A 22,737-nucleotide genomic window follows, 5' to 3' on the forward strand; every position below is an offset into this window, starting at 1 on the left:
GGTGCCCTGACGCGGGGGCCCAGAACCGTCGCGGCTCCGACATCCCTGGAGGCCCGCGGCGGGAGCGGGGGAGAAACGGGATGCTTTCGGCTCTGGAACTCGCGCGCGGCCTGGAGGCCGGCACACTCAGCCTCGACGACCTCTACGAGAGGGTCGCCGAGCGGATCGCCGAGCGCGAGGACGAGATCGGCGCTTTCGTCAATTACGACCTGGAAACCGCCCGGGCCGACGCAGGCCGCGCCAGCGGCCCCCTCAGGGGGCTGCCGCTGGGCGTCAAGGACAACATCGACACCGGCGACCGGCCGAGCGAATATGGCTCTCCGATCCACGCCGGCCACCGGCCGGCGGTGGATGCGGCCATCGTCGCGCTGGCGCGGCGGGCCGGCGGCGCGATCCTCGGCAAGACGGTGACGACCGAGTTCGCCTTCTTCGAGCCTGGCCGCACCCGCAACCCGCACAATCTCGAGCACACGCCCGGCGGCTCCTCGTCCGGCTCGGCGGCCGGCGTTGCGGCCGGCTTCTTCCCGCTCGCGCTGGGCACCCAGACCGGCGGCTCCGTGGTCAGGCCAGCGTCCTTCTGCGGCGTTGCCGGCTTCAAGCCCTCCTTCGGACGCCTGCCGACCGTCGGCCTCAAGTTCTTCTCCTGGTCGCTCGACACGCTCGGCCTGTTCGGCAAGGGCGTCGCCGATGTCGCGTTCGGCGCGGGCGCGCTGGCGGGACGGGACTGGCGCATCGACGGCGCCAGCCACGGCACGCCCCACCTCGGCTTTCTGGAGCCGCAGCCCTGGGCTCAGGCCGACGACGACATGCTCGAGGCGTTCGAGCGGGCCCGCAGCCTGGCGCTTCGCGCCGGCGCGAAGGTCTCCTCCGTCTCGCTGCCCCCCGTATTCCGCGAGGCGTTCGCCGCCCACCAGACGATCCAGGACTATGAGGCGACGCGCGCACTGGCGGCCGAGGTCGACATGGCAGCCGAGCGGATCAGCCCGAAGCTGCGCAAGACGCTGGAGGATGGTGCCGCGATTTCCGCCGAAGACTATGATGCGGCTCAGGAAACAGCGCTGGCCGCACGGCGTGCCTGCGCCGAGGCGATGGCCACCCTCGATGCGCTGGTGACGCCCTCGGCTCCGGGAGCCGCGCCCTTTGGGCTTGCCTCGACGGGATCCTCGGTCTTCAACCGGCTGTGGACGCTGATGGGGGTGCCCGCGGTCAATGTGCCCGGCCTCGTCGCAGGAAACGGCCTGCCGCTTGGCATTCAGGTGCTGGCCCCCTTCGGCCGCGACCGCAGCGCGCTGCGTGCCGCAAGCATTCTGGAAACGGCCTTCGCCAACGGGTGAACCCGGCCGGTGCGCCGGCCGACCTTGGACCTCAGACCTCGGCAGGCAGCTTCAGCTTCCTCGCCATCGCGAGGAAGGTGTTGCGCGCCTCGGCCACGGAGAGTTCGGCATAGCGGCGCGTGGATTCCGCCGAATTGGACGACGACAGCCGCATGCGCTTGGAGCGCATCTTGATGATCTTGCTGTAGGCCTCCTCGCTCACCCCGCTGATGCGGCAGAGCACGAAGAGCGGCATCTCGTCATCCCGGAACACCAGCGGAACGACAACGTTTTCCGGCCACCCCTGCTTGCGGGCCAGGAGCTGGGCCAGGTCGAAGGCCCGATCCTTGTCGGCGAAGGCGGCGACGGCCACGTCGACCGGCACCTGGCCTTCCAGCGCCTTGTCGATCAGCTCCTGGGTCTTCGACTTGGCGCCGTTGAACTCGCGCAGCTGGATCTCGACCTCGCGGGCGGCGCGGGTGGCGATCGCCTTGACCAGCACCTCATTGAGGTTGCCGTCGCGAATGCGCTGCGAAAGCTCGCGCGAGAGAAAGGGGACAAGCTTCTCGGCCGAGGCCATCGGCAGGTCGTCGCGCGCGCTCAACGCCTCCTGCAATTCCTCGTCCTTGCGTGCGCGCGCAACGAGAATGTCGAACGTATCCCCGCCGAGCGTCGCGGCGTGATTGCGCGCCAGCGTGTGCAGAACCTCGGGATTACCGCTTTCCGCCAGCACCCGCGTCAGCACCGGCCGGATCGGATGACGCTTGCACAGGACAAGCATGTGGGCGTTCGAGACTTCCTTGGCGATTTCGGCCAGGTCTTCGTCGCTCAGGACCCGCGAGTTGAGCAGCACCGGCTCGGCGACCTCGATCTCGGTGTCGCTGGCAAGCGCCTTCAGGATGGGCTTGGGGATCTTGTCTTCCTCGGAGACGCGCCGCGCGATCGCCGCCCGTGCCGCTGCCTCAAGGCGGTCCATCACATGGAGCAGCACCTCGGCGAAGACAGGGCTGACACGTTCGCGCTCCTTGGCCTCGGAGCGGCAGAACATGTCGGCCAGCGCGACGACCAGGTCCCCGATGTTTCCGGCCGGAGCCTTGGGGGTCAACGCTGCGTCATGCGTCGAATTCATGCCATTTCCTTCATCGCCGTTTCACAATAGGTTAGCGGCAACCTCTTTCCTCACCGTTAAACTTCGGGAATTGAAAAAGAACAGGAAATACAGCCCGCTTACCCACCCGTGATCTCTGTCTCGCGTCCCTTCGACTGTCGGGCACGCCGACGCCCGCGCCAGACCGGGCCCGAGAACACGCACCGCGCGCATTTCCAAAAAACTCACCCGAGCACCTGCCCGAGCTGCCAGATCCGACGCCGTCCGCAACCGGTTTCCACCATGCAACCGATTGCGCGCAAAGCCGTTTTCCGGACACGCGGCAGTGCAGCATCTTTTTCGCTTTGTCGTCTGCGCCCCGTAACTTATTATTTACCGGTCGAAAGACTGCGGGAGGCCACAGCATGACATTCGTCCGCAATCTTAACTTCCTTACCGCGTGCGCGGCATTCTTGTTCGTCGCCGCCATCGTTGTCGGAGTTCTCTGAGGCACCCCGTCAAGTCGGGTGCCGACTCATCGCAGACACGAAGAGGATGCGTTTCAGACATCCCGAGAGCGTAATTTTCGAAAGATTGTCGCATCTCGAAGCAAGTTTGTCGTGCCGAAGGGCACGCGGCCCGGGCGGGAAACCGCCCGGGTTTTTCGTATCTGCCGCCCTCCGGGCAAGCTCCCGAGAGCCTCGCTCCGCAGCGGCGAGAAAAACCGCAAGCTGGCTTGTCCCCGCCGCCCGTTCACCCGCCCCGCGCGCCTGTCCCCGCCCCTGAGCCGGAGGCCGGCGCGCGACCGCCGCGAGGACAACGGCCCGTTCAAGGAGAGAGCCGCCCTGGCCGGAACCCTAGCCGGCCCAGCCGACCTCGGCCTCGGGAAAGCTGTCGGTGCGGGCGAAATAGGGCTTGATGTCGACCAGCGGCGTGCCGTTCAGGCAATCGAGGCCGCGCACACTCAGCACGTTGCCGTCGACGCCTAGCAGGTCGACGACGGACAGCGACACCGGATTCGGCCGGACCGGCGAGCGCAGCGCGAAACATCCGTGGGTCGTGCCAGCAAAGGACGGCGCCTGAACGATCAGGTCGCGCCGCGCCACGCTCATCCAGTAGAGCAGGATGAGATGGCTGCAGGTCGCCACCGACTTGAGCCCCTCGGCATAGGCGTCACTTACATGGACCCGGCAGATGGCATCGCTCTTGCGGCCGTTGCGCGGGCAGGCCGAGAGGTCGCTCCAGGGCGTCTCGATATGACCGATGAACACCAGCCCGGCATCGGCCGGCAGGACCGCCGGGTCGCGGGCCAGCCGGACCTCGCCCGGCCTCGACGCCATCTTGTCCGTTTCGCTCACGAGCGCCACTCCCTTTTGATGCACGGCCCTTGCGGTCCGCCTGACTTTCAAGCACCCGCCCGCAACGATGCCATGCCGCAAGATCGCCGCCAAGAAGACGCGACACCGGCCGATGCGAACAATTTTACGAAAACTCTCCTCAAATTTTATTCTAATGAAAATCAAGTAAATCTATATTTTTTATTGGTGACTACGAGATTTTGTTTAAGTAGGACGTGCTAGCGATGGTCAATCGAACGATTCCGGTCAGGAAAATGCTATGTCGAACATGCCAACAACCGAACTGGTGAATTTCGAGGCGCTGGCCAATGAGAAGGACATGGGCCGACGCAACGAGCTGGCCCGCAACGTGGCGACCCTGTTTTCGCTGACCTCGGAGAAGTGCTCGGACGAACAGATCGAAATCTACGATTCGGTTCTGGTCCGCCTTTCCGATATGGTCGAAGCACAGGCCCGCGCCTTCATCGCCGACCGGCTGGCCTCGCTGCGCCGCGCACCGGAAGCAACCATGCGACGTCTCGCCGCCGACGACATCGCCGTGGCACGACCCGTGTTGCAGCGGTCCACAGCGCTCAGGGACGGCGACCTGATCGAGATCGCACTCAACCGCGGCGAGGACCACCGTGTGGCCATCGCCACCCGCGAGATCCTCTCTGAAATGGTCACCGACGTGCTTGTCGACAATGGCGGCACCGACGTCCACCGCACTGTTGCAGGCAACGGCGGCGCCAGCCTCTCGTCCCGCACGATCGGCAGCCTCATCCAGGCCGCCGGCCTCGACGAGGACCTGCAGCTCGCCCTGGCCAACCGGGCCGATCTCGACGAGCCGGCCGTTGAGACCCTTGCCGCCCTTGCCAGCGAGCGCGTGCGCATGCGCCTGCTCGCCGCCAACCAGGCGGAAGGCGAGAGCGTACCGCAGGCCGCCCGTCTCGCCGCCCAGAAGCTCTCCAACGACTTCTGGCTGAAGCGCTACGACTTCGAGACCGCGATGGGCCGCGTCCTGGCGCTCGCCCGCGGTCCCGGCATCGACGAGGCCACGCTGCTGCGCTTTGCCGAGGAAGACCGTTTTGCCGAGGTCGTGGCCACTTTCGCCATGCTCGGCGACATCGGCATCGAGGAAGCGACGCTCTGGATGGTGCGCCTCGACACCGACCCGTTCCTGATCGTCGCGCGGGCCTGCGGGCTTGGTGCGGACACCGTTTCCAAGGTGCTCACCATTGGCCCCTGGCGCTACCGTCTGAGCGAGGCGGGACGGGAAAAGGCGATGCGCCGCTACGAGACCATCAACCCGAAGTCCGCGCGTACCCTGCTCGGCCAGTGGCAGGGCCGGATGGCTTGCTGATCCCTTGGAAAAGACCGGCGAGACAAGGGCGCTTCCCCCCCGCCCTCGTCTCGCCGTAAAGTGCCGACGAATCAATTTCCGACTGTAGGGTCTGGCCGGGGGCAGCAATCATGGGCGAATCGGACGGGCGCGTTCTTCCAAACGCCGCCACACTGTTGAAATCCGCCACCGCGGGCCTTGCCACCATCGCCGCCGCCGGCCCCGCCCACGCCGAAACGGCACGGCAGATGGCAGGCGAACGCGCCTTCGTGCAGCTTGGACTTCAGGTTCGAGAGGCGCTCGAGCGCACGCTTCCGGCAACGGCCGATTTTCCCGAGCGCGCCGCCGCCGCGCTGAGCACCCATTCGCCTGACGGCAGCCTGAGCTGGATCTGGGCAACGCTGATCGTTCTGGCGGGCGCGTTCGCTGCCGGTGGCATGGTGCTTGCTGTCACCGAGCGCTGGATGTTTGCCCGCTTCCTCCAGGGCCGCCTCCCGCACCCGGGGGCCGACCGGTCGACGCGCATCGCCTTCCTTTTTTCCCGTGCCATCCTGATGGCGCTTGCCATCGTCCCCTTCGCGGCAGTGACCATGGCGGTCGCCTTCGCCTTCGTTTCCGGGCACCCCGCCTCGCGGGTGTCGGTATTCATCGGCGTGGAGGCGAGCCTTACCCTGCTTGCGCTGCGCCTGGTGCTGCGCACCGCGCTCGCGCCGGGGGTGTCGCACGGGCGCATGATCTCCTTCTCGGACCCGGAGGCCACGAGCCTCTATCGCGGCCTGATGGCGGCCGGCGGCCTCAGCATCCTGATGATGTCGATCTGCGACTGGATGGAGGCGATGGGCCTCGATCCGGCACCGCACCGGCTGGCGCTCATCGCCACCATCGGGGCGACCTGCCTGCTGTTGTCGCTCGTCGCCATCGCCCACCGGCGCTCCATCGGACGTATCGTCTCCGGCGGCCAGGCTGCCTCCTCGCGGGCCCACCGCATCGCCGGCCTCGTCTGGCTCCCCCTGATCCTCGTCTATTTCGCGCTCGCCTTCCTCACATCCGGCGTGCGCATTCTGCTGGAAAAACCGGATGCCATCGGGCTGGTGGCGGCTCCGATCATGGCAGCCCTTGTCTGGGGCGGTGTGCTGGGCCTGATGATCCTCATCGTCGACCGGCTGCTCCTGCCCCGCCTTGACAGCGACCAGAAGCTCGAGACGCGCGTCCGCGACCTCATGCGCGCCGACACAGCCGCCGGCGAGCCGCCCGAGGAGGAGGCCGCGCGGTCCCAGGCGGCGGCCGAGGCGATGGAAGCCGAACGCCACCGCCTGCCCTACCGCAATCTGCTCGACCACGGCGCCGAGATTCTCGCCGTCGTCATCGCCATCGGCTTCATCCTGATGCGCTGGGGCGTGCACATCGCCGACAAGAGCTCGATCGCCAGCATACTGTTCGAAGTCGGCGTCATCGTCTTCCTGTCCTACATGGCGTATCAGGCCGTCGAGCTTGCCATCGATCGGCAGATCCACCGCGAAAGCGGAACCGCCAGCGGACACGGTGAAGCGGCCGAGGGCCACGGGCGCGGCGAAAGCCGACTGGCGACGCTGCTGCCGATCTTCCGCAATTTCCTGCTGATCTCCATCGTCGTCCTCGGCGGCATGATCGTCCTGTCCGAATTCGGCGTGAACGTCGGCCCGCTCTTCGCCGGCGCCGGCGTCGTTGGCCTTGCCGTCGGCTTCGGATCGCAGACCCTGATCCGGGACATTTTCTCCGGCGCCTTCTTCCTGGTCGACGACGCCTTCCGCAAGGGCGAGTACATCGACATCGGCAGCGTCAAGGGAACGGTCGAGAAGATCTCCATCCGCTCCATGCAGCTTCGCCACCACAATGGCCCGCTCAACACGGTGCCCTTCGGCGAGATCAAGTTCGTCAAGAACTTCTCCCGCGACTGGGCAGTGATGAAGCTCGCCTTCCGCGTCACCTACGACACCGACGTGGACAAGATGCGCAAGCTCATCAAGAAGTTTGGCCAGGAGCTGCTGGAGCATCCCGACTACGGCTCGAAGTTCCTCGAGCCGGTGAAGTCGCAAGGCGTCACGGCGCTTGAGGATTCCGCCATGATCGTGCGGGTGAAGTTCATGACCCGCCCGGGCGACCAGTTCGAACTGCGCAAGGTGGTCTATTCCGGCATCCGCGACCTGTGCGAGGCAGCCGGAATCCACTTCGCCCACCGCGAGGTCACCGTGCGTGTCGCCCAGGAGCCGGGCGACACCCGCGAGTTCAACGAGGCTGAGAAGAAGGCAATCGGCGCGGCCGTGCTGCCGACGCTCGCGCCCGCCGGCCCGCCGCCCGACGCCGACGGCCGCTGATCCGGCCGTTTCACCGCTCTTAAACGCTCGCCTGCGAAACTTAACTCGTCGCGCGCGGGGTGGTCCGCATCGGGCCGGGGGCGGAAGGGGATCGTCATGGGGGACAACACCGGGCAGGCACGCCAGCGCGGCGATGCGCACGCCGCCAGGGCCGCCACCCCGCCCCATCGTCGGCCCGGCCTCGACCTGCTGCGCATTGTCGCCGTTGCCGCCGTCGCATGGTTCCATTTCGGCTTCCGCATGGAGGTGACGGGCGAGGCCGGCGACGCGCTCACCGGAGATCCAGGCGGGCTCGCCCGCTACGGCTATCTCGGCGTCTCGGTGTTCTTCGCCATCTCCGGCTATGTGATCACGATCTCGACCGAGGGCCGCGACCCCGTCGCCTTCGCCATCGCCCGCTTCGCGCGGCTGTGGCCCACCTATGTGCTGTGCATGAGCGCCACCGCTCTCGTCACCCTGCTGGTGCCGGGCCTCGTCTTTCCCGTCGGCATCGCCCAGTATCTCGCAAATCTGACCATGCTCTCGCCCTTTCTCGGGCAACCCTTCATGGATGGCGCCTACTGGTCGATCGTCGCCGAGATCGTGTTCTACGGCTGGGTCGGGCTGTTGATGGCGACCGGCCTGTGGCGTCGCCACCAGGTGGTGATCGCGCTCGTCTGGGTGACCATCGCCGCGCTCGACCAGGGGCTTGTCGGCAGCGGACTGCTGCGCCGCGTGTTTCTCACCGAGTTCGCCGGCTTCTTCGCCTTCGGCATGATGCTGCGCGCGCGCGAGCGCGGCGAGGCGGGCGCCACAATCGTGCTCGTCGCCGCCCTCGTGCAGGCGCTGGCGAGCGGCATCGCCTTCGCGCGGGGGCTGGAGCCAATCTATGGCGAAGCCTTCTCCGGCCCGCTCGCCGGGGCCATCATCGCGGCTTCGCTCGCCGTCATGGCCGGTCTGACGCGGAGTGCCGACACGCGGCTTCCGGCAGCCGTCGTCGCCCTTCTCGGCCGGGCGACCTATCCCTTCTACCTGCTCCACCAGCACATCGGCTACGCCGGCTTCCTGCTGCTTGCGCCCCTGATCGGGTTTCCCGCAACGGCCGTCGTCGTTTTGGCCGGACTGACATTCGCCGCGCTTCTTGTCACCACCACGATAGAACGCCCGGCCGGACGCGCCATCCGGCGGGTCGGCAAGGCATTGCGCGGCCGGGTGCCGGCCCTTGCCAGCCAGCACCCGCGCCAGGACTGAAAAACGCGAAAGGCCCGCGCCTCTTGCAAGACGCGGGCCTTTCCGAAGTGTCGCCAGCCGGCATACGGATGAGAGACCGGACGGCCTATTCCGCCGCCTGCAGCTTCAGCGGATCATAGTTCAGGATCGGGGCGAGCCAGCGTTCGGCCGTTTCCACGTCCCAGCCCTTGCGCGCCGCGTAATCCTCGATCTGGTCGCGCTCGATGCGTCCGACGCCGAAGTAATGGGCGTCGGGATGGGCGAAATAGAGCCCCGAGACCGAGGATCCCGGCCACATCGCATAGCTCTCGGTGAGAATGATGCCGGCGGCCGCGGACGCGTCGAGAAGCTCAAACAGCGTTCCCTTTTCGGTGTGGTCCGGCTGGGCCGGATACCCCGGCGCCGGGCGGATGCCCTGATACTTCTCACCGATCAGATCCTCGGCCGAGAGCTTCTCGTTCGCCGCGTAGCCCCAGAAGGTGGTGCGCGTCATCTGGTGGAGCTTCTCGGCGAAGGCCTCGGCCAGCCGGTCGCAGAGCGCCTGGGCGAGGATCTTGTTGTAGTCGTCGCCGGCCGCGATGTGACGGGCGAGGAGCTCCTCCTCGCCATGACCCGAGGTGACGGCGAAGCCGCCGAGCCAGTCGGCGATGCCGGAGGCTTCCGGCGCGACGAAATCGGAGAGCGCCAGATTGGCCCGCGCGCTGCCGGCACGCGCCATCTGCTGGCGCAAGGTGTGCAGCGTGGCCAGTTCGCCGGTGCGCGCCTCGTCGGCAAAGAGCACGATGTCGTCGCCCCGGCCTGCCGCCGGCCAGAAGCCGACAACGCCCTTCGGGCGAAGCTGGCCGTCGCGCACGATCTCGTCGAGCATGCGCCTGGCGTCATCGAACAGGGCCCTGGCCGCCGGGCCATAGCGGTTGTCGGTCAGCACCCCCGGATAGGTGCCCTTGATCTCCCAGGTGGAGAAGAACGGCGTCCAGTCGATCACCTCCGCCAGCGACTCCAGCGAGATGTCATCGACGATCTTCGTGCCCAGGAAGGAGGGCGCGCTCGGCCGGTAGCTCTCGAAGGAGGGCTTGAAGGCATTGGCGCGCGCATCCGCCAGGCTCGTGCGCTTGCCCTGGCCGCGCGAGCGCGAATGCCCCTCCGCCGCCTTGGCGTAGTCGGCGCGGATCCCATCGATGTAGCCGTCGCGCTCCCCCTTCGACAGAAGCCTGGAGACGACGCCCACCGCCCGGCTGGCGTCGGTGACATAGACGGCCTGGGAGCGGCGGTAGTTCGGGTGGATCTTCACCGCCGTGTGGATCAGGCTCGTCGTCGCTCCACCGATCAGCAGCGGCAGGTCGAAGCCCTCGCGCTCCATCTCGGCGGCGACATTGCACATCTCGTCGAGCGACGGCGTGATCAGTCCCGACAGGCCGATGATATCGACCTTCTCCTTCCGCGCGGTGTCGAGGATCTTCGTCGCCGGCACCATGACGCCAAGGTCGATGACCTCGAAGTTGTTGCACTGGAGCACGACGCCGACGATGTTCTTGCCGATGTCATGGACATCGCCCTTGACGGTGGCCAGAAGCACCTTGCCGGCGCTCGGCATGCCCTCGATGCCCTGCTCGCGCTTCTCCTGCTCCATGAAGGGCATCAGATGCGCAACGGCCTGCTTCATGACGCGCGCCGACTTCACCACCTGCGGCAGGAACATCTTGCCCGCGCCGAAGAGGTCGCCGACGACGTTCATGCCGTCCATCAGCGGTCCCTCGATGACGTGCAGCGGACGCTCGGCCTTGAGGCGCGCCTCCTCGACGTCTTCGTCGATGTAGTCGGTGATGCCGTTGACGAGCGCATGGCTGAGACGCTTCTCGACCGGCAGCTCGCGCCAGCTCAGGTCCTGCACCCGCGCCTTGCCGCCCTTGCCCTTGAACCGCTCGGCCGCTTCCAGCAGCCGGTCGGTGGAATCGGCGCGCCGGTTGAGCACCACGTCCTCGGCAAGCTCGCGCAGCTCCGCCGGCAGATCGTCGTAGACCGCCAGCTGGCCGGCGTTGACGATGCCCATGTCCATGCCCGCCTGGATGGCGTGGTAGAGGAACACCGAGTGCATCGCCTCGCGCACCAGCTCGTTGCCGCGGAAGGAGAACGACAGGTTCGAGACGCCGCCCGAGACATGCGCGTGCGGCAGGTTGCCGCGAATCCAGCGCGTCGCCTCGATGAAGTCGACGCCGTAGTTGTCGTGCTCGGAAATGCCGGTGGCGACGGCGAAGATGTTCGGGTCGAAGATGATGTCTTCCGGCGGGAACCCGACCTCGTTGACGAGGATCTCATAGGATCGCCGGGTGATCTCGACCTTGCGGGCCTGGGTGTCGGCCTGGCCATCCTCGTCGAAGGCCATGACGACGACCGCCGCGCCGTGCCGGCGCACGAGCTTCGCCTGGGCGACGAAGGCCTCGACGCCCTCCTTCATCGAGATCGAATTGACCACCGCCTTGCCCTGGACGCACTTCAGGCCGGCCTCGATCACCTCCCACTTGGAGCTGTCGACCATGACCGGCACCCGGGCGATGTCCGGCTCGGCGGCAACCAGATTGAGGAAGGTGACCATGGCCTCCTTCGAATCGAGCAGGCCCTCGTCCATGTTGACGTCGATGATCTGGGCGCCGCTCTCGACCTGCTGGCGGGCGACCTCGAGCGCGGTGTCGTAATCGCCTTCCTTGATCAGCTTGCGGAAGCGGGCCGAGCCGGTGACGTTGGTACGCTCGCCGATGTTGACGAAGGCGATCTCCGGCGTCAGCACGAAGGGCTCGAGGCCCGACAGGCGCAACCGCCGCGGAGGGGCCGCGACCGTGCGCGGCGCATGCGGCGCGACGGCCTCGGCGATGGCGCGGATATGATCCGGCGTGGTGCCGCAACAGCCGCCGACGATGTTGACCAGCCCGCTCTCGGCGAACTCGCCGACCAGCGCGCCCATCGCCTCCGGGCTCTCGTCGTATTCGCCGAACTCATTGGGGAGCCCGGCGTTCGGATAGGCGCACACCAGGGTGTCGGCGACACGCGAAAGCTCGGCGATATGCGCGCGCATCTCCTTGGCGCCGAGCGCGCAGTTGAGGCCGATGGAGAACGGGCTGGCGTGGCGCAGCGAATACCAGAACGCTTCCGGCGTCTGGCCCGACAGGGTGCGTCCGGACAGATCGGTGATCGTGCCGGAGATCATGACCGGCAGCTTGACGCCCTTTTCCTCGAACACCTCGTCGATGGCGAAGAGCGCGGCCTTGGCGTTCAGCGTGTCGAAGATGGTCTCGACCAGGATCAGGTCCGAACCACCGTCGATGAGGCCGCGCACGGCTTCCGCGTAGGACTCCTTCAGCGCGTCGAAGGTGATCGCGCGAAAGCCCGGATTGTTGACGTCCGGCGAGATCGACAGCGTGCGGTTGGTCGGGCCGATGGCGCCGGCGACGAAGCGCGGGCGCGCGGGGTCGCGCGCCGTGACGATGTCACAGGCCTCGCGGGCGAGCCGCGCGCCTTCCAGGTTCAGCTCGTAGGCGAGTTCCTCCATCGCATAGTCGGCCTGGGCGACGGTGGTGGAGGAGAAAGTGTTGGTCTCCAGGATGTCCGCGCCGGCCTCAAGATAGGCGATGTGGATGTCGCGGATCGCCGGGCCCTGCGTCAGGTTGAGAAGGTCGTTGTTGCCCTTCACGTCCTGCTGCCAGTCCTTGAAGCGCGCGCCGCGATAGCCGTCCTCGTCCAGCTTCAGGGCCTGGATCATGGTGCCCATGGCGCCATCTAGAACGAGAATGCGCTTGGCGGCGGCCTCGGCAAGGGCCGTGGCGGCGGATGTGCGGTTCGTCATCTGGTCGTGTCTCCCGGATCCGTCTTCAGGCGGCCTGCTGCGCGGCAGCGGCCGGGCTCATGCCCAGCATGCGGCAGATCGCGACCGTCAGGTCGGCACGGTTCATCGTGTAGAAATGAAAGTCGGCGACGCCGCGATCGACAAGGTCGAGCACCTGCTCGCAGGCGACCGCGGACGCGACCAGCTTGCGCGTCTCCGCATCCTCGTCGAGACCGGCAAAGCGGCGCGCCAGCCAGTGCGGGATCGTGGTGCCGCACTTGGCCGAGAACACCATGGTCGTCTCGAAATTGACGATCGGCAGGATGCCCGGCACGATCGGAATGGTGATGCCGGCGGCGCGCACCCGCTCCAGAAAGCTCTCGAACAGGTCATTGTCGAAGAAATACTGGGTGATCGCCCGGGTCGCGCCGGCATCGACCTTGCGCTTCAGGTTGTCGATCTCGGTCTGCCAGTCGGCGCTTTCGGGGTGGCGCTCCGGATAGGCGGAGACGGACACCTCGATGTCGTCGGCGATGCGGCGGATGCCGGTGATCAGGTCGCCCGCATAGGCATAGCCCTGCGGATGCGGCCGGTAGATTGCGCCGAGCCCCTCCTGCGGGTCGCCCCGCAGCGCCACGATGTGGCGCACGCCGAGCTCATGGTAGGAGCGGATGACGTCATCGATCTCGTCGCGGCTGGCACCGACGCAGGTCAGATGCGCGGCCGGGCGCAGCTCGGTCTCGCGCAGAATGCGCTCCACCGTGCGGTGGGTGCGTTCGCGCGTCGAGCCGCCGGCGCCATAGGTGACGGAGACGAAGGAGGGGCCAAGCGGCTCCAGCCGCTTCACGGCATTCCACAGCGAGGCTTCCATCTTCTCGCTCTTGGGCGGAAAGAACTCGAAGGAGACGGAGACCTCCTTGCCGGAGCCATTGCCGAGCTCGAAGCGGCGGAATTTGTCGAAGGAAGACATTCAGGCGACCTCCTGGGTCAGGTTCAGGTCCGGCAGATCGGAGACGATGCGCGGATCGCGGGCAAGCCAGATCGTGACCGTGAGGCGGTCCGCCTCGCCGGCATCGGGATGCAGGTCGCGGATCTCGACCATGTCGAGACCGGCATCCTGCAGCCATCGGCTCATCTGCTCATGGGCGAAGCCGAGCCGGCGATGCGCATGCGCGTCGCGCAGGAACTCCAGCTCGTGCGGGGCGAAATCGACAATCAGCAGCCGTCCGCCGGGACGCAGCACCCGCGCTGCCTCCTGGATCGCCCGGCCGGGGTCGTCGAGAAAATGCAGCACCTGGTGCAGCGTGATAAGGTCGAAGCTCTCCGAGGGCACGTTGAGGGCGTAGATGTCGCCCTGCCGCACCTGGGCGTTCTTCAGTCCCTCGCGCGAGATATTGGCGCGCGCCACGGCCAGCATGTCATGGCTCTGGTCGAGACCGAGCGCCTGCTCGTACTGGTCGCTGAACAGCGACAGAAGGCTTCCGGTGCCGGTGCCCAGATCAAGCATGGTATGGAACGGGCGCTTGCCGACGATCTCGCGGATCGCATCCTCCACCGCCGCCTCCGGCACATGCAGCGAGCGCTCCTGATCCCAGGTCCGCGCCCGCGAGGCGAAGAAGGCGGCCGCCTCCTCTGCCTTGACACGGCGGGTGGCGGCCAGGCGCACCCGATCAGCGGCGAGAAGCGGGTCGTTGATGTCGAGACGCGACAGCAGCAGCCGGGCGAAATCGCCCATCGCCCCCTCGCCCAGCCGGTAGAACACCCAGGCCCCTTCGGGGAAGCGCTGGACGAGGCCGGCCTCGGTCAGAAGCTTGAGATGGCGCGAGATGCGCGGCTGGCTCTGGCCGAGGATCGTGGTCGCGTCCTTGACGGTGAGTTCGCCATCGGCAAGAAGCGCCAGCAGACGCAGGCGCGTGTCCTCGCCCACCGTGCGCAGGCCGACAAGCAGCTGTTCCGCGCTCAGCGGCGTTCCGTCGGTCAAGGCGAACCCGTGGCTCATCGCAGTCCTCGTCATCGACGCGGCGAACATGGCATCGCGCCGTCCGGCCCGTGCATATCCGCTTCTCAGGAAGATATAAAGATATCTTTATACCTGTATCCCGAGAAAATCAAGACCTCCCCTTCGCCCCGACGGGGCGGCAGACGGGAAGCCGACGGGCCTGACCGCTCCGACACACAAGCCAGGCACCGGCGGGCGCACCCGCCCGGCCGCCTCCCTCCCTCATCTCTTCTCCCTGCCCATCCTCAACGCCCTCATCGCCGCCCCTCGCACCGCCGTCACCCCGGGCTTGCCCCGGGGCCCAATCGAGCCCGGAGCGCCGGCGACGTCGGCTTCGGGCCTGCGGATGGCTCCGGACGAACCAGCCGCCGCCGCGCCCGCGGCAAGGTGGATTGGGTCCCGGGGCAAGCCCGGGATGACGCCGTGAGGAAGCAGGAAAGGCCGAGGTGGAGGAGGTGCGCCACGCATTCGGGAGAAGAATGAAGGAGAGGCGGTGGGCCACGCGAAGGTGCGCGGCCCCATGCAGAGCCCCGGCGCTCGCGGGTGCACCCGCCGGCCACAGCGCTCATCGCTTCTCCCTGCCCATCGTCAACGCCCTCATCGCCGCCCCTCGCACCGCCGTCACCCCGGGCTTGCCCCGGGGCCTAATCGAGCCTGGAGCGCCGGCGACGTCGGCTCCGGGCCTGCGGATGGCTCCGGACGAACCAGCCGCCGTAGCGCCCGCGGCAAGGTGGATTGGGTCCCGGGTCAAGCCCGGGATGACGCCGTGGGGAAGCAGGAAAGGCCGAGGTAGAGGAGGAGGTGCGCCACGCATTCGGGAGAGGAGTGAAGGAGAGGCGGTGCGCCACGCGAAGGTGCGCGGCCCCTGCAGAGCCCCGGCACCGGCGGGTGCACCCGCCGGCCTCTGCGCTCATTGCTTCTCCCTGCCCATCGTCAACGCCCTCATCGCCGCCCCCCGCACCGCCGTCACCCCGGGCTTGACCCGGGGCCCAATCGAGCCCGGAGCGCCGGCGATGTCGGCTTCGGGCCTGCGGATGGCTCCGGACGAACCAGCTGCCGTCGCGCCCGCGGCAAGGCGGCTTGACCCGGGACCGCCTCGCCTGCTGCTTGCGCCGGGGACGGAAAAAGGGCGCGGCGAAGGTCGCCGCGCCCTTGGGGCATCTCAGGCTCGAGGCAGCCGGGAGATCCCGGCTCCGAGAGCCCTTGTCACTCCGCCGCGTCGCGGGCCGAGGCGCGCTCGGCGAGGGCGGCGCGCACGCCCTTGCCATAGTCCGGGTGGACCTGGTCGAAGAGCGCCGTCTGACGGTCGACGATCGCCTGCGGCACGCCCTGCATGGCGGTGGCGATGTTCGAGAAGAGCCGTGCCTTCTGATCATCGTCGAACAGGTTGAACAGCGCGCGCGGCTGCGAGAAGTCGTCGTTGCCCTCGCGGTGGTTGAAGCGGTCGGCGTCGCCCGAGATCTTCAGCGGCGGCTCCCGGTACTCCGGCGCCTCGACGGCGCCGTTCATGCTGTTGGGCTCGTAGAAGGCATCGGTGCTGCCGGTCATCTGGCCGAAGAAATTCATGCTGCCGTCCTTGTGGTAGTGATGGACGGGGCAGCGCGGCTGGTTGACCGGAAGCGCCTCATAGTGCGTGCCGAGCCGGTAGCGGTGCGCATCCGCGTAGGAGAAGACACGCGCCTGCAGCATCTTGTCCGGCGAATAGCCGATGCCGGGAACCTTGTTCGACGGCGAGAAGGCGGCCTGCTCGATCTCCGCGAAATAATTCTCCGCGTTGCGGTTGAGCTCCATGATGCCGACCTCGATCAGCGGATAGTCGCCATGCGGCCAGACCTTGGTGAGATCGAACGGATTGTAGGCCGTCTTGTCGGCATCCGCCTCCGGCATCACCTGAATGCACATGCGCCACTTCGGGAAATCGCCCTTCTCGATCGAACCGAAGAGATCCTCCTGGTAGCTCTCGCGGGTCTGGCCGACCACATCGGAGGCCTCGCCGTTGGTCAGGAACTTGTGGCCCTGCATGGTCTTGAAGTGGAACTTCACCCAGAAGCGCTCGCCCTCGGCGTTGATCAGGCTGTAGGTGTGCGAACCATAGCCGTTCATGAAGCGCGGGCTCGGCGGCAGGCCGCGGTCCGACATCAGGATCGTCACCTGGTGCAGGCTTTCCGGCGACAGCGACCAGAAATCCCACATGGCTGTCGCCGAGCGCAGGTTGGTCTTGGGATGGCGCTTCTGCGTGTGGATGAAGTCGGGGAACTTGTAGGCATCACGCACGAAGAACACCGGCGTGTTGTTGCCAACGAGATCCCAGTTGCCTTCCTCGGTGTAGAACTTCAACGCGAATCCGCGCACGTCACGCTCGGCATCGGCGGCCCCCTGCTCACCGGCAACGGTGGAGAAACGCGCCAGCATGTCGGTCTTCATGCCGACCTTCGAGAAGATGCTCGCACGGGTGTAGCGGGTGATGTCGTTGGTGATGGTCAGCGTGCCGAACGCGCCCCAGCCCTTGGCATGGACGACGCGCTCGGGAATGCGCTCGCGGTTCTGATGCGCGAGCTTCTCAAGCAGCTGGTAGTCTTCCATCAGCACCGGACCGCGGGCGCCCGCCGTCAGCGTGTTCTGGTTGTCGGACACCGGCGCACCGGCCGTCGTCGTCAGAATGGGCCTGTCACTCATCGCGTATCTCCCTCTCGATTTCGCGCGGGCAACCTGTGCCGGCGACCCGCGTCTCATAATCCAGCCCGTGAAGCGTGCCACAGGCAGGCTATCAGAACCAATCGCATTGCAGGCAAATGGTAATAAGATTTTCTGATAATAAGAGAGCGCCACCCGAAAGCCCCCTTTCGGATGCACCGGCGCGGCCGCCCATCAGAATCCGACACATTGCCAAGCCTGAGCGATAAGACTATCCAATCGACATGATCACACTGAGACAGATGCGCTATTTCGATGCGCTCGCCCGGCACCTGCATTTCGGCCGCGCCGCCGAGGATGTGTCCGTGTCGCAGCCAGCTCTTTCCATGCAGATCCGCGAGATGGAGGCGATCCTCGGCATCGCGCTGGTGGAGCGCCGGCCGAACGCGGTACGGCTGACGGCGGAGGGCGAGGAAATCGCCCGCCGTGCCGCCAGCATCCTGGCGGAAACCCGCGACCTGATCGACTACGGCCGCCACGCCGGCGAGGTGCTGACGCGCGAACTCCGGCTCGGCATCATTCCCTCCATCGCCCCCTACCTGCTGCCGCGCATCCTGCCGGCGCTGACCAGCGCCTATCCGAATGTCGATCTGCAGGTGCGCGAGACGCTGACCCAGTCGCTCGTCGGCGAACTGGCCCAGGGGCGGCTCGACGTGATCCTCGCCGCGCTGCCCATCGCCGGTCCCGAACTCGCGACGCTGCCGCTGTTCCAGGACCGTTTCCTGCTGGCCGTGCAGAACCGCCCGGATCTCGACGAACGCGCCCGCGTCGACCCTTCCAGCATCGACGGCGCCAGCCTGCTCCTGCTCGAGGAAGGCCATTGCCTGCGCGACCAGGCGCTGAACTATTGCGAGGGGCTGCGTCCGCAGGGGCGCTCCGCCTTCGGCGCGACCAGCCTTTCGACGGTCATGCAGATGGTCGCCGCCGGCTACGGCGTGACGCTGCTGCCGGAACTTTGCGCCGCCGTGGAAGTGCGCGACGAGCGCGTGGCGCTGCTGCGCTTCTCAGAGCCGCAGCCGCAACGCTCGGTCGGCCTGGCATGGCGCAAGTCCTCGCCGCGCGAGCGCGACTTCCTGGCGCTCGGCGACTGCATTACCCAGGCGATGGCCGATAGCGTCCAGCCGCTCGCGACAAGCGCGGCGTGACAGAGCAGCGGGCGACAGGGCGGCGGGCAACAGGGAGCGGGCGATGATGACGGACGCACCGCGCAGCCGCGGCACGCGCCGGCAGAAGGAGATGCGCCGGCAGCTGCGCGTGACCATTCCGCTCGCCCCGCACGCCGACGCGGTCCCGATCCTCGAGGCAGCCCTTGCCCCGCACCTGCGCCGCCTGCCGCCTTCGATCGCCCTGTGGCAGGCGATCACCGCCCATGTGCGTCACCGTCACACGGACTATGAGGCGATGCTCGACGACGGCTATGACCGCGACGCGGCGCGCTTCTTCTGTCTCGACGAAATGAACGAGGTGCTGACCGGCTGGGGCTGTCCGCGCCAGGTCACCGCCGATGAGCCGGAGATCGCCGGGGACGGCAGCGTCTAGCGGTAGAGCCAGTGCTCCGGCACATGGGCGACCACCTCCTCGCCCGGGCGGATGACGCCCGGCCGCTCGACGAAGCCGACCAGCCCACGCCGCCGGCGGCCATGCCTGGGGAAGGCGAGCTCGAGCCCCTCGTGTTCAGGGAGATGGCCGGCAATCGCCTTTCCCGCGGCCCGGCAAGGGGCGTTGTCGCCATCGACGCGCACCACGGCGCCACCGGCGAAAACGAGCCGGGTGCGCGGCGGCAGAAGAGTGAAGCGCGCGATGCCCTCGATCAGCACGTTGGCGCCGATCCAGCCCGCCTCGATCCGCTCGATGCCCATGCGCGCGGCGATGAGGGCGAGTTCCTCGACCGAGACCAGCGACAGCTGCCGCTCGTTGCACATCTCCGAGCCGCGCGGATACCAGGGCTCTCGCGAACCCGAGCGCCGGGTGTGGCCGGCATGCAGGTCGCCTGCGGCGCCGGTGAATCCGAGCTTCAGCGCCGCCTGCCAAACGGTCTGGAAATCGTCGGGCCCGCGTGTCGTCAGAACCTCGCGCACGGTGCCGGGCACCTTGCGTCCTGGCACCCGCTCCAGGTCCTCCAGGCTCTCCTCGCCAAAGAGATCCGTTGCCATGTCCGCCCCCTGCCTGATCCGTCGCGCGCCGCTTCGCCAAACCTTAGCGCGGTGTCGCCGCAGCGCCTAGGCCCGCCGCGCGGGGCACGCGCCAAAACGAAAAAGGGCGGCGGCTCTTGCGAACCGCCGCCCCTCTTTCGTACCGCTCTCCCGCCGTCGCTGCGGCGGGCGCGCCGGTCAGCGCGTCAGCGGCTTGTACTTGATGCGGCTCGGATCGGCGGCATGGGCGCCGAGACGACGCACCTTGTCCTTCTCGTAGTCCTCGAAGTTGCCCTCGAACCACTCGACGTGGCTGTCGCCCTCGAAGGCGAGCATGTGGGTCGCGAGGCGGTCGAGGAACATGCGATCATGGCTGATCACGACGGCGCAGCCGGCGTAGTTCTCGAGCGCATCCTCGAGGGCGGCCAGCGTCTCGGTGTCGAGATCGTTGGTCGGCTCGTCAAGCAGCAGCACGTTGGCGCCCTGCTTCAGCACCTTGGCGAGATGCACGCGGTTGCGCTGGCCGCCGGAAAGATCACCGACCTTGGCCTGCTGAGCCGGGCCCTTGAAGTTGAAGGACGAGCAATAGGCGCGGCTGTTGATCTCCTTGCCGTCGAGATAGATGATCTCCTGGCCCCCGGAAATCTCCTCCCACACGGTCTTGCTTCCGTCGAGCTTGTCGCGCGACTGGTCGACATAGCCGAGATGCACGCTCTCGCCGACGGTGATCACGCCGGAATCGGGCGTCTCCTGGCCGGTCAGCAGCTTGAACAGCGTCGACTTGCCGGCGCCGTTGGGCCCGATCACGCCGACGATGCCGCCGCGCGGCAGCTTGAAGGAGAGGTCCTCGATCAGCAGGCGGTCGCCAAAGCCCTTGGACACGCCCTCAAGGTCGATGACGTTGTTGCCAAGCCGCTCGCCCACCGGAATGAGGATCTGCTCGATCGAGGGCATGCGCTCTTCCTGCTTGGACAGCAGATCGTCATAGGCGCGGATACGCGCCTTGGACTTGGTCTGCCGACCCTTCGGCGACATGCCCATCCACTCGCGCTCGCGGGCGATGGCGCGCGAACGGGCCATGTCCTCGCGGCCCTCCTGCTCCATGCGCTTGGTCTTCTTTTCCAGATAGACCGAATAGTTGCCCTCGTAGGGAATGCCGCGACCGCGGTCGAGCTCGAGGATCCAGCCCGTGACGTTGTCGAGGAAGTAGCGATCGTGGGTGATGATCAGCACGGAGCCCTTGAACTCGCGCAGATGGCGCTCCAGCCAGTGCACCGTCTCGGCGTCCAGATGGTTGGTCGGCTCATCGAGGAGCAGCAGGTCCGGCTCCGACAGCAGCAGCTGGCAAAGCGCCACGCGGCGGCGCTCACCGCCCGAGAGATTGTCGACGGGGCTGTCCGACGGCGGGCAGCGCAGGGCTTCCATCGCCATCTCGACCTTGCTGTCGAGGTTCCACAGATCCTCGGCGTCGATGACGTCCTGAAGCTTGGCGCCTTCCTCCGCGGTCTCGTCGGAGTAGTTCATCATCAGTTCGTTGTAACGGTCGACGATCGCCTGCTTGTGGGCGACACCGTCCATGACGTTCTCGCGAACGGTCTTGGTGTTGTCGAGGTTCGGTTCCTGCGGCAGATAACCGATGCGCGCGCCGTCGGCGGCCCAGGCCTCGCCGGTGTACTCCTTGTCGAGACCGGCCATGATCTTGAGGAGCGTCGACTTGCCCGCGCCGTTCGGGCCCAGGATGCCGATCTTCGCATCCGGGTAGAACGAGAGGTGGATGTCGTCGAGGACCTTCTTGCCGTTATAGGCCTTCGACAAACCGTGCATGTGATAGATGAACTGGCGTGCCATGGATGCCTGCCGCTCCGCTTAATTCCGATGAGGGGAAATTTGACCCGTTACTTAGTCGAAGGAGGGTCGCGGAGCAAGGGCTGCATCGGAAGCGCGCCGGCGGGGCGAGACGCCTGGCGCGCCGGGTTCGCGTTTACCGACGATTCACGATGGTCGTCGCATGGTGCGGCAGCTGGAACATCGTTCGAAGGAAAAAAGTTCATGCGTATCCGGAGACCCCTCACCCTTGCCGGGCTTCTTGCGCTTTCGCTCGCCGTCGCCGCTTGCGGCTCGAACAGGTTTGAGCGCGGCGTGACCGGCGGCGCGATCGGCACCGCGGCCGGCGCCGGCGTCGTCGCCCTCGCGGGCGGCCCCGTGCTTGTCGGCGCGGCCGCGGGTGCGGTTGGCGGCGCGGCCATCGGCGCGCTCACCAACGAATGCCAGATCGACCTCGGCCCGCAGCGTCCGAACAACTGCTGAGGGCGTCCGGCGGGACCTCCCGCCGGACCGCTTCCGCGGTCGATACGACAGAGATACCCGCCTCAGTCGCCTTTCGTTCTTGTCCCGGGATTCCCTTTACGTCAGTATCCCGCTCACGCGAGGGGAACTGGAGGGGAACATGACCTGGTCGCTGTCGTGGATGGACACTTGGTCCGCCTGTACGCAACCGCGCGCTCAAGCGGGCAAGGCGCTCTTGAACACACCTCAGGAGCCGGCGCGGGGCACGCCTGAGCAGACGGTCGACGAAAGCGCGCAACCCTGTCTCGAGGCAGCCCATGACGCGCTGCTGCGCATCGCCGGCGCCGAGTGGCCTGACGGCACGGCCGATATGACAGCCCTCCCCACGCCATCGGTGCTCGAACGGGTCTGACCGACCTCAGGCCTTCGCCGGCCTGCGGGCGCGCACGAAATATCCGTTGGTCAGCAACTCGGCGGACGCGGGCGCGCCCTCTGCACGCTCCGCTCGCGCGAGCGCGCGCAGCCGTGCCCGGGCAAGCCACAGCAACACCCGCGTGAACGGCCCGAGCCGACCTCCGCCATATTGCCTGTAGACCCGCTGAACGCGGCCAACCTCATGCGCGACCCAGTCGAAATAGCCGCCATTCGGCGTCATCTCGACGATCTCAAGCCCCTCGTCGCCCAGATGCTTGCGGTAGAAATGCACCGACAGGCCGGTGGCGTGAAAGTGCGGGGCGAAATGGGTAAGGCTGCAAAACGGCGCGGTGACGATGAGCTCGCCCCCCGGCGCCACGAGCCTTGCGATCTTGCGCAGCGAGGCGGCGGGATCCGGCACATGCTCCAGCACCTCGGTGCAAAGCACGGCATCGAACTTGCGGTCCTCGGGAATGTCGAGAATATCGCAGACGATATCGATGCGCGAGAAATCGAAGCTGCCCGTCTGCAGGCCGCTGCCGTCGCCCGAGCCGTCATATTCCGCCACATCCTGCGAGGTGTAGGCGAGATGCGTTGCCGACTGCTTGTAGCGGCATTCGCCAGCCCCAACGTCGAGGAGGGAACTTCCCTGCGGGCGCGCGGCAAGCGCGGCCTCGACCCAGCGATGACGCACATGCTCGAACTTTTCGCCGGCCACATCACCCGTCATGCCCGTCATCCTTGTTGTTGGCG

17 protein-coding genes are annotated in these 22,737 nt (G+C 67.1%); 8 read left to right on the forward strand and 9 right to left on the reverse strand.

The window, feature by feature from the left end; genetic code table 11:
• Positions 1-80 precede the first annotated feature (80 nt).
• Positions 81-1,334 carry an amidase gene (locus ACN0WF_RS01870; RefSeq protein ID WP_417771065.1) on the forward strand — a complete coding sequence of 418 codons (1,254 nt, stop codon included), beginning with the start codon at positions 81-83 and terminating at the stop codon, positions 1,332-1,334.
• 31 nt (positions 1,335-1,365) lie between these two features.
• On the opposite strand, the gene ACN0WF_RS01875 is transcribed toward ACN0WF_RS01870, so the two are convergent.
• The gene (locus ACN0WF_RS01875; RefSeq protein WP_417771066.1) at positions 1,366-2,442 is read right to left on the reverse strand and encodes a DUF2336 domain-containing protein; all 1,077 of its coding nucleotides are present in this window, start codon (positions 2,440-2,442) and stop codon (positions 1,366-1,368) included.
• An 815-nt stretch (positions 2,443-3,257) separates the two neighbouring features.
• Positions 3,258-3,758, reverse strand: a complete 501-nt coding sequence (gene tsaA / locus ACN0WF_RS01880) for a tRNA (N6-threonylcarbamoyladenosine(37)-N6)-methyltransferase TrmO (protein WP_417771067.1) — start codon at positions 3,756-3,758, stop codon at positions 3,258-3,260.
• 259 nt (positions 3,759-4,017) lie between these two features.
• Here tsaA and ACN0WF_RS01885 point away from each other — a divergent pair, with 259 nt between their 5' ends.
• From ACN0WF_RS01885 to ACN0WF_RS01895, 3 genes are all read left to right on the forward strand, one after another.
• The gene (locus ACN0WF_RS01885) at positions 4,018-5,100 is read left to right on the forward strand and encodes a DUF2336 domain-containing protein (RefSeq protein ID WP_417771068.1); all 1,083 of its coding nucleotides are present in this window, start codon (positions 4,018-4,020) and stop codon (positions 5,098-5,100) included.
• 110 nt (positions 5,101-5,210) lie between these two features.
• Entirely contained in the window at positions 5,211-7,433 is a 2,223-nt protein-coding gene (locus ACN0WF_RS01890) for a mechanosensitive ion channel family protein (RefSeq protein WP_417771069.1), read from the forward strand.
• 96 nt (positions 7,434-7,529) lie between these two features.
• Complete coding sequence (locus tag ACN0WF_RS01895; RefSeq protein ID WP_417771070.1) at positions 7,530-8,663, forward strand: acyltransferase family protein; 1,134 nt, start codon at positions 7,530-7,532, stop codon at positions 8,661-8,663.
• Positions 8,664-8,748: 85 nt separating this feature from the next.
• Here ACN0WF_RS01895 and metH read toward each other — a convergent pair whose 3' ends face one another.
• The 4 genes from metH to ACN0WF_RS01915 all read right to left on the reverse strand — a co-directional run bounded on the left by metH (position 8,749) and on the right by ACN0WF_RS01915 (position 17,134).
• Positions 8,749-12,480 carry a methionine synthase gene (gene metH, locus ACN0WF_RS01900; protein WP_417771071.1) on the reverse strand — a complete coding sequence of 1,244 codons (3,732 nt, stop codon included), beginning with the start codon at positions 12,478-12,480 and terminating at the stop codon, positions 8,749-8,751.
• Between the two features lie 25 nt (positions 12,481-12,505).
• Positions 12,506-13,429: a methylenetetrahydrofolate reductase [NAD(P)H] gene (gene metF / locus ACN0WF_RS01905; protein ID WP_417771072.1), complete on the reverse strand. Its 924-nt coding sequence runs from the start codon at positions 13,427-13,429 to the stop codon at positions 12,506-12,508.
• Positions 13,430-14,458, reverse strand: coding sequence for an ArsR/SmtB family transcription factor (locus tag ACN0WF_RS01910; RefSeq protein WP_417771073.1), 1,029 nt, complete (start codon positions 14,456-14,458; stop codon positions 13,430-13,432). It lies immediately after the preceding gene.
• 1,206 nt (positions 14,459-15,664) lie between these two features.
• A complete protein-coding gene (locus tag ACN0WF_RS01915) occupies positions 15,665-17,134 on the reverse strand; it encodes a catalase (protein WP_417771074.1) in 1,470 nt (489 codons plus the stop codon).
• Positions 17,135-17,376: 242 nt separating this feature from the next.
• Here ACN0WF_RS01915 and ACN0WF_RS01920 point away from each other — a divergent pair, with 242 nt between their 5' ends.
• Together ACN0WF_RS01920 and ACN0WF_RS01925 are read left to right on the forward strand one after the other, a co-directional pair.
• Positions 17,377-18,297 (forward strand): LysR substrate-binding domain-containing protein, encoded by a 921-nt coding sequence (locus ACN0WF_RS01920; RefSeq protein WP_417771075.1) that lies wholly within the window; start codon positions 17,377-17,379, stop codon positions 18,295-18,297.
• Between the two features lie 43 nt (positions 18,298-18,340).
• The gene (locus tag ACN0WF_RS01925) at positions 18,341-18,691 is read left to right on the forward strand and encodes a DUF2293 domain-containing protein (RefSeq protein ID WP_417771076.1); all 351 of its coding nucleotides are present in this window, start codon (positions 18,341-18,343) and stop codon (positions 18,689-18,691) included.
• Here the strand turns inward: ACN0WF_RS01925 and ACN0WF_RS01930 are convergent.
• Positions 18,688-19,305, reverse strand: a complete 618-nt coding sequence (locus ACN0WF_RS01930; protein WP_417771077.1) for an MOSC domain-containing protein — start codon at positions 19,303-19,305, stop codon at positions 18,688-18,690. The genes ACN0WF_RS01925 and ACN0WF_RS01930 overlap by 4 nt on opposite strands.
• A 177-nt stretch (positions 19,306-19,482) precedes the next feature.
• Complete coding sequence (gene ettA / locus ACN0WF_RS01935) at positions 19,483-21,132, reverse strand: energy-dependent translational throttle protein EttA (RefSeq protein ID WP_417771078.1); 1,650 nt, start codon at positions 21,130-21,132, stop codon at positions 19,483-19,485.
• A gap of 201 nt (positions 21,133-21,333) precedes the next feature.
• On the opposite strand from ettA, the gene ACN0WF_RS01940 reads away from it, so the two are divergent.
• Together ACN0WF_RS01940 and ACN0WF_RS01945 are read left to right on the forward strand one after the other, a co-directional pair.
• Complete coding sequence (locus ACN0WF_RS01940; RefSeq protein ID WP_417771079.1) at positions 21,334-21,591, forward strand: hypothetical protein; 258 nt, start codon at positions 21,334-21,336, stop codon at positions 21,589-21,591.
• Between the two features lie 139 nt (positions 21,592-21,730).
• The gene (locus tag ACN0WF_RS01945) at positions 21,731-21,982 is read left to right on the forward strand and encodes a hypothetical protein (RefSeq protein ID WP_417771080.1); all 252 of its coding nucleotides are present in this window, start codon (positions 21,731-21,733) and stop codon (positions 21,980-21,982) included.
• A gap of 6 nt (positions 21,983-21,988) precedes the next feature.
• Here the strand turns inward: ACN0WF_RS01945 and ACN0WF_RS01950 are convergent, their stop codons facing one another.
• Positions 21,989-22,714, reverse strand: a complete 726-nt coding sequence (locus ACN0WF_RS01950; protein ID WP_417771081.1) for a class I SAM-dependent methyltransferase — start codon at positions 22,712-22,714, stop codon at positions 21,989-21,991.
• Positions 22,715-22,737 lie beyond the last annotated feature (23 nt).

The organism is Stappia sp. (assembly GCF_048268045.1).
Lineage (GTDB): Bacteria > Pseudomonadota > Alphaproteobacteria > Rhizobiales > Stappiaceae > Stappia.